Source organism: Streptomyces sp. NRRL B-24572 (genome assembly GCF_002156145.1).
Taxonomy (GTDB): Bacteria; Actinomycetota; Actinomycetes; order Streptomycetales; family Streptomycetaceae; genus Streptomyces; species Streptomyces vietnamensis.
The window spans coordinates 1-5,289 of record NZ_MWIG01000153.1; the positions used below are offsets into that span (position 1 = coordinate 1).

Consider the following 5,289-nt stretch of genomic DNA (forward strand, 5'->3'; position numbering starts at 1 on the left):
CCGGGGGCGGCGAGGGCCAGGCCGTGCTGGATGCTGGAGGACAGCACTCCGTGCAGCCGGGCCAGTCGGGTGAAGTCCCGGACCCGGGGAAGCCGGCGGGCCTCGTAGTCGGCCAGGGCCCGCGGGCCCACGCCGGAGCGGGCCAGCTCCTCGGCGAGCACCGCGCTGTCCTCGATGGCCATGGCACCGCCCTGGGTGGTGGCCGGGGAGAAGGAGTGTGCCGCGTCGCCGAGCAGGGCGATCCGGCCGGCCGTCCAGCGCCGCACGCTCAGGCCGAGGGCCGGGCGGACGTTGTAGCTGTCCGCCGGGTCCAGGGCCGCGACCAGGTCGCCCACCCGCGTCCCCATCTCCGCCGCCAGCGCGACCAGTTCGGGGTGGGCGCGGTCGGCGGGGACCTTGACCGGGCGGTCCAGGTCGGCCTGGAGGAAGACGTGGTGGCGTCCGCCGCCGATCGGCATGCCGCCGAAGAAGTGTCCGCCGGCCCGCCAGATCCGCCAGTCGGTGAAGTCGAACGGGGCCTGCGACGGCACGGTCGTGCGCCAGTAGACGTGCCCGAGGTAGCGGGGCTCGGCCGCCGGGTCCACGTACCGCCGCCGGACCCAGGAGTTGACCCCGTCGGCCCCGATCACCACGCCGTACCGCTCGTGCCGCCGGCCGCCCGCGAACTCCGCCTCCACGTGGTCGGGCCGCTGGTGCAGCGCGACCGGTTCGGTGGACCAGCGGACGGTGCCCTCCGGGAGGTGGCGGAGCATCAGCTCGGCCAGCCGGATGCGCTGTACGGCCAGGGGCAGCCGGGGGCCGTCCCAGACCGCCGCCCAGTCCAGGGTGGTGGCGGTGCCGTCCGGGTCGGTGGTGACCTGCCGGGCGATCCCGGTGCCGGTGGCGTACAGCTCCGGGCCGAGGTGGTCCAGGTGGGCCAGCGCGTTGGGGTGCAGCATGATGCCCGCCCCGGCCGCCTGGAGCCCTTCTGCCCGTTCCACCACGGTCACCCGCAGGCCCTGGGCCAGCAGCCGTGCGGCGGTGGTGAGTCCGGCGATCCCGGCACCGATCACCAGTACGTCCGCGTCCATCGCTCTCTCCTTCGTGGTTCCGTCCGACGCCGCCCGGCGGCCGGGTGGGGGCCTGGGGTCAGCCGGCGGCCGGCTCGGCCACCGCCAGGTAGCCGTCGTACATCGCCCGCATGGTGTAGAAGTGGGTGATCGCGTCGCCGGAGAGGTCGATCTCGTGGCCGGCCAGGTCCTCCAGGAAGCTGACGATGTCGAGCAGCGCGAGGGAGTCGACGTATCCCTCCTCCCAGAGCCGGCTGGTGGGCTCCGGGTCGGGCCCCTCGAAGGGCTTGACCTCCTGGAGCAGGGCGGTGAACCGGGCGTAGAACTCGTCGCGGGTCATGGGTTTTCCTCCGTGGGTGAAGTGGTGTCAGCGGTAGGCGCGGGCCTGGAGTTCGAAGAGTTCGCGGTACGTGCGCCGATGGGCCATCAGTTCGGTGTGGCTGCCCGCCTCGAGGACCCGGCCGTGTTCGAGGACCACGATCAGGTCGGCCGAGCGCACGGTGGAGAAGCGGTGCGAGACGAACAGCGTGACCGCTCCCCGCTCGCGCGCGGCCCGTCCGGCGGAGTCGCCGAACCGTTCGAACAGTGCGGCCTCGGCGGCGGCGTCGAGGGCGGCCGCAGGTTCGTCGAGCAGCATGAGCAGCGGCTCCGGCCGGACCAGGCAGCGGGCGAGACCGAGGGTCTGCCACTGGCCGCCGGAGAGTTCGGCGCCGTCGCCGTAGCCGCGGCCGAGCAGCCCGTCCAGGCCACCGGGCACCTGCTCGACGATCCGCTCGGCCCGGGCCCTGGCCAGCGCGGCGGTGAGTGCGGCGTCGTCGTGGAGCGCGGCGAGCGCGCCGACCCCGACGTTCTCCCGCAGCAGCAGCTCCAGCCGGGCGAAGTCCTGGAAGAGCGGGGCGACCCGGGCGGACCACTGCTCGGCGGAGAGCTCCCGCAGGTCCACCCCGTCCACCAGGATCCGGCCGCTGGTGGGCCGGTAGAGCCCGCACAGCAGCTTGACCAGGGTGCTCTTGCCGGCGCCGTTCTCCCCGACCAGGGCGACGGTGGCGCCGGGCGGGAGCAGCAGGTCCACCCCGTCCAGTACCGGGCGGTCGCTGCCGGGGTAGCGGAACCCGACGGACTCGAAGCGGATGCCCCGTTCGAGGCGGGCCGGGACCGTCCCGTCGCCGCCGGGGCGGACCATGGCCGCCGACCGGCCGCGCAGCTCGGCCATCCGCTCCGCCATCCGCCCGGCCCCCTGGAGCACCGTGAGGAGTCCGAGCGCACTGGCCACCTGGACGCTCACCTGCACGGCCAGGGTGATCACCAGGACCACGTCACCGGCGCCGGCCCGGCCGTCCACGGCCTGCCGGAGGACCAGCAGGACGGCGCCGCCGTAGGCGGCCGCGAAGACCAGCTGGCCCGCGGCGCGCAGCAGCGCTCCGCTCAGGTGGCCGCGCCGGAGCTCGGCGGTGGTGGCCTGCCAGGCGGTCCGGTGCCGGGCGAGGAGTTCCTCCTCGGTGCCGCACAGGCGCAGCTCCTTGACCGCGGTGGCGGTGGTCCCGAGGGTGAGCAGGTGCCGGGTCAGCCTGATCCGGGGGGCGGTCCGTTCCTTGGCCCGCTCCACCCGGTCCTGGGCCCGGCGGCCGAGCAGCACGGGGGCCACCGCGGCCAGCGGGAGCAGTACCAGCCACGGGTCGAGGGTGGCCAGGATGGCGGTGGTGACCACGGTCTGCACCGCGAGGCCACCGAGTTGGAGCAGGGCCTCCAAGGCGGCCCGGGTGCGGGGCAGGTCCTCCCGGACCAGGACCAGGGTGTCGGCGAACTCCGGACTGTCGAAGGTCTCGAGGCCCTGGGTGCCGTTGGAGAGCTTCAGCAGTTCGGCCTGGAGCGCGGCCTCCTCCAGCTCGCCCAGCTCGAAGTAGAGCAGGTGGGCGAAGTGGCCGAGCATCAGCTCGGCGAGGAGCAGGGCGATCGCCGCCAGGGCGAGCCGGGCGGCGGTGCCGGGGTCGTGGCCGAGCGCGGCGTCGGTGAAGCCGCGCAGCACCAGGGCCACGGCGGGGGTGGCCAGGTAGCCGGCGAGCAGCAGGGCCATGGCGCCGAACAGCCGTCCCCGGCTGCCGCGCAGGGCCATGCCGAGCAGCAGGGCAGCGGTGGATCTCATCCGGTCGCCTCCAGCAGGGTGTCGTCCTCGGCCCGGTCCGCGAACCTGCGGGCCTGCAGGTGGAACAGCTCGGCGTACCGGCCGCCGGCCGCCAGCAGTTCCTCGTGGCTGCCCTGTTCGGCCACCCGGCCGTCTTCGAGGACCACGATCCGGTCGGCACGCCGGACGGTGGAGAACCGGTGCGAGATGATCACGCTGGTCAGTCCGGCGGTGGTGGTGAGGAAACGGTCGAAGAAGTCGACCTCGGCCCGGACGTCGAGCTGGGCGGTGGGCTCGTCCAGGATCAGCAGCTCGGCCCCGGCCTCGACCGCGTACAGCGCCCGGGCCAGCGCGAGGCGCTGCCACTGGCCGCCGGAGAGGTCCTGGCCGCCCTCGTACTGACCGCTGAGCACGGTGTCGAGGCCGTCCGGCAGCGCGTCCACCACCTCCCGGGCCCCGGCCCGGTCGACCGCGCGCTCGACCGCGGCCGCGGCCTCGGCGCCGTGGAGCCGGCCCGGGGCGCCGAGCACGATGTTGTCGCGGGCGGTCAGCTCGTACCGCACGTAGTCCTGGAAGATCGCCGCGATCCGGCGCTGCCAGGCCTTCTGCCGGCCACCGGTCGGCTCGACGCCGCCGACCGTGATCCGGCCGCCGACCGGGGTGTGGAGACCGGTGAGGAGTTTGACCAGGGTGGTCTTGCCGGCGCCGTTGAAGCCCACCACGGCGGTGGAGGTGCCGACCGGTATCTCCAGGTCCAGGCCGCGCAGCACGGGCCGCCCGGCCTCGCCGTAGTGGAAGTCGACCTGCTCGAAGCGGACCGTCCCGGTCGGCTCCGGCCCCTCGCCGCCCTCGGGCGGTGCGGCCGGCTCCGAGACCAGCTGCTCGAACTCCAGCATCGAGTGGTACGCCTGGACGCCGAACTGGGTCTGGGTGTCGCTCTCCGGGAAGTACACGCCGAACCGCATCGGGATCAGCACCGCCTGGACGGCGAGCGCGAGGCCGAGCAGGCTCAGCCGCCCCTCGCCCGCGGCCCCGGCCAGGATCAGGAACACCCCGGCGCCGCCGGCGAGACCGGCCAGCGTGAAGCCGACGAACGGCCAGAACAGGATGCGCCGCCGCCCCTCCCACAGCCGGTCCAGATAGGCCCGGCTCTCCGCGTCGTGCCGCCGGACGAACCAGCCGATCAGGCCGAGCACCCGGATCTCCTTGGCCATCGCCGGGCCGGAGGCGGCCGTGCGCAGGTACGCCAGTTCGCGGCGGTTGTCCGCCAGCCCCTTCCACAGCCCGGCGAACCGGCCGAGGGAGCCGCGCTGGCCGAACCGGATGACCAGCGCGGTCACCCCGGCGAGCAGCCCGGCGACCGGGCCGAGGGCCAGGCCCACCAGGGCGACGGCCCCGGCCAGTTGGGCGTAGCGGGCGAGCAGCGAGAGGGTGCCGGCCACCGCGTCGCCGGGGGTGGAGGTGACCCGGTCGAAGGCGGTCCGGGTGTCGCTCAGCAGGTTCAGCGTCCGCTGCTCCTCCAGCGCGGCCAGCGGGGCCTCGGTGACCGACCGGGACATCAGGCGGCGGACGCAGTAGCCGTCCACCCGGCGGGCGACGAGCTCGCTCAGTACTTTCTGGAAGGGGGCCATCACCTGCTGGAGCACGAACGCGCCCAGGGCCAGTGCGAACGCCTCGGCGACCCCGTTCCAGCCGGCTCCCTCGGCGTCCAGCGCGTCCGGGAGCCGGTCCAGGGCGAGGCTGGTGCCGTAGACGAAGCCGAGCGGGAGCAGGCCGAGTGCGGTGTTGAACAGGACGGTGAGCGTGACGGTCGGCAGTCCGGCCCGGGGCAGCAGCCGGAGCACCGGCAGCCAGCGGTGGGCCCGCCGGCCGAGGAAGCCGCTCGGCGCGGGTCCCGACGGGGGTGTGGTCAACTCCGGTCCCCTCAGGCGGCCGTGGCCGGGGCGAAGCCGCGCTCGATCAGGGCCAGGGTGCGGAAGTCGTCCACCGTCACCTGGTCGAGGTCGACCGGGCGGCCGGAGACCTGTTCAAGCAGGTAGATGAACTCCAGGAAGTCGAGGGAGCTGATCAGACGGGCCTCGATCAGGTCGGTGTCGGGCAGGAGCTCCTGGTCGAGCT

General features: G+C 74.4%; 5 protein-coding genes. All 5 read right to left on the reverse strand.

Annotated features, from left to right (window positions below):
• The coding region (locus CCN56_RS09805; protein ID WP_086825572.1) for an FAD-dependent oxidoreductase at positions 1-1,070 on the reverse strand (1,070 nt) is incomplete at its 3' end.
• Positions 1,071-1,128: 58 nt separating this feature from the next.
• Positions 1,129-1,389 carry a hypothetical protein gene (locus CCN56_RS09810; RefSeq protein WP_086825574.1) on the reverse strand — a complete coding sequence of 87 codons (261 nt, stop codon included), beginning with the start codon at positions 1,387-1,389 and terminating at the stop codon, positions 1,129-1,131.
• 27 nt (positions 1,390-1,416) lie between these two features.
• Positions 1,417-3,192 carry an ABC transporter ATP-binding protein gene (locus tag CCN56_RS09815; protein WP_086825576.1) on the reverse strand — a complete coding sequence of 592 codons (1,776 nt, stop codon included), beginning with the start codon at positions 3,190-3,192 and terminating at the stop codon, positions 1,417-1,419.
• Positions 3,189-5,084, reverse strand: a complete 1,896-nt coding sequence (locus CCN56_RS09820) for an ABC transporter ATP-binding protein (protein WP_256961883.1) — start codon at positions 5,082-5,084, stop codon at positions 3,189-3,191. Before CCN56_RS09820 ends, CCN56_RS09815 begins: the two co-directional genes overlap by 4 nt.
• 11 nt (positions 5,085-5,095) lie before the next feature.
• Positions 5,096-5,289, reverse strand: a 194-nt coding sequence (locus tag CCN56_RS09825; protein ID WP_086825578.1) for an acetyl xylan esterase, incomplete at its 5' end; no start/stop codon positions are given.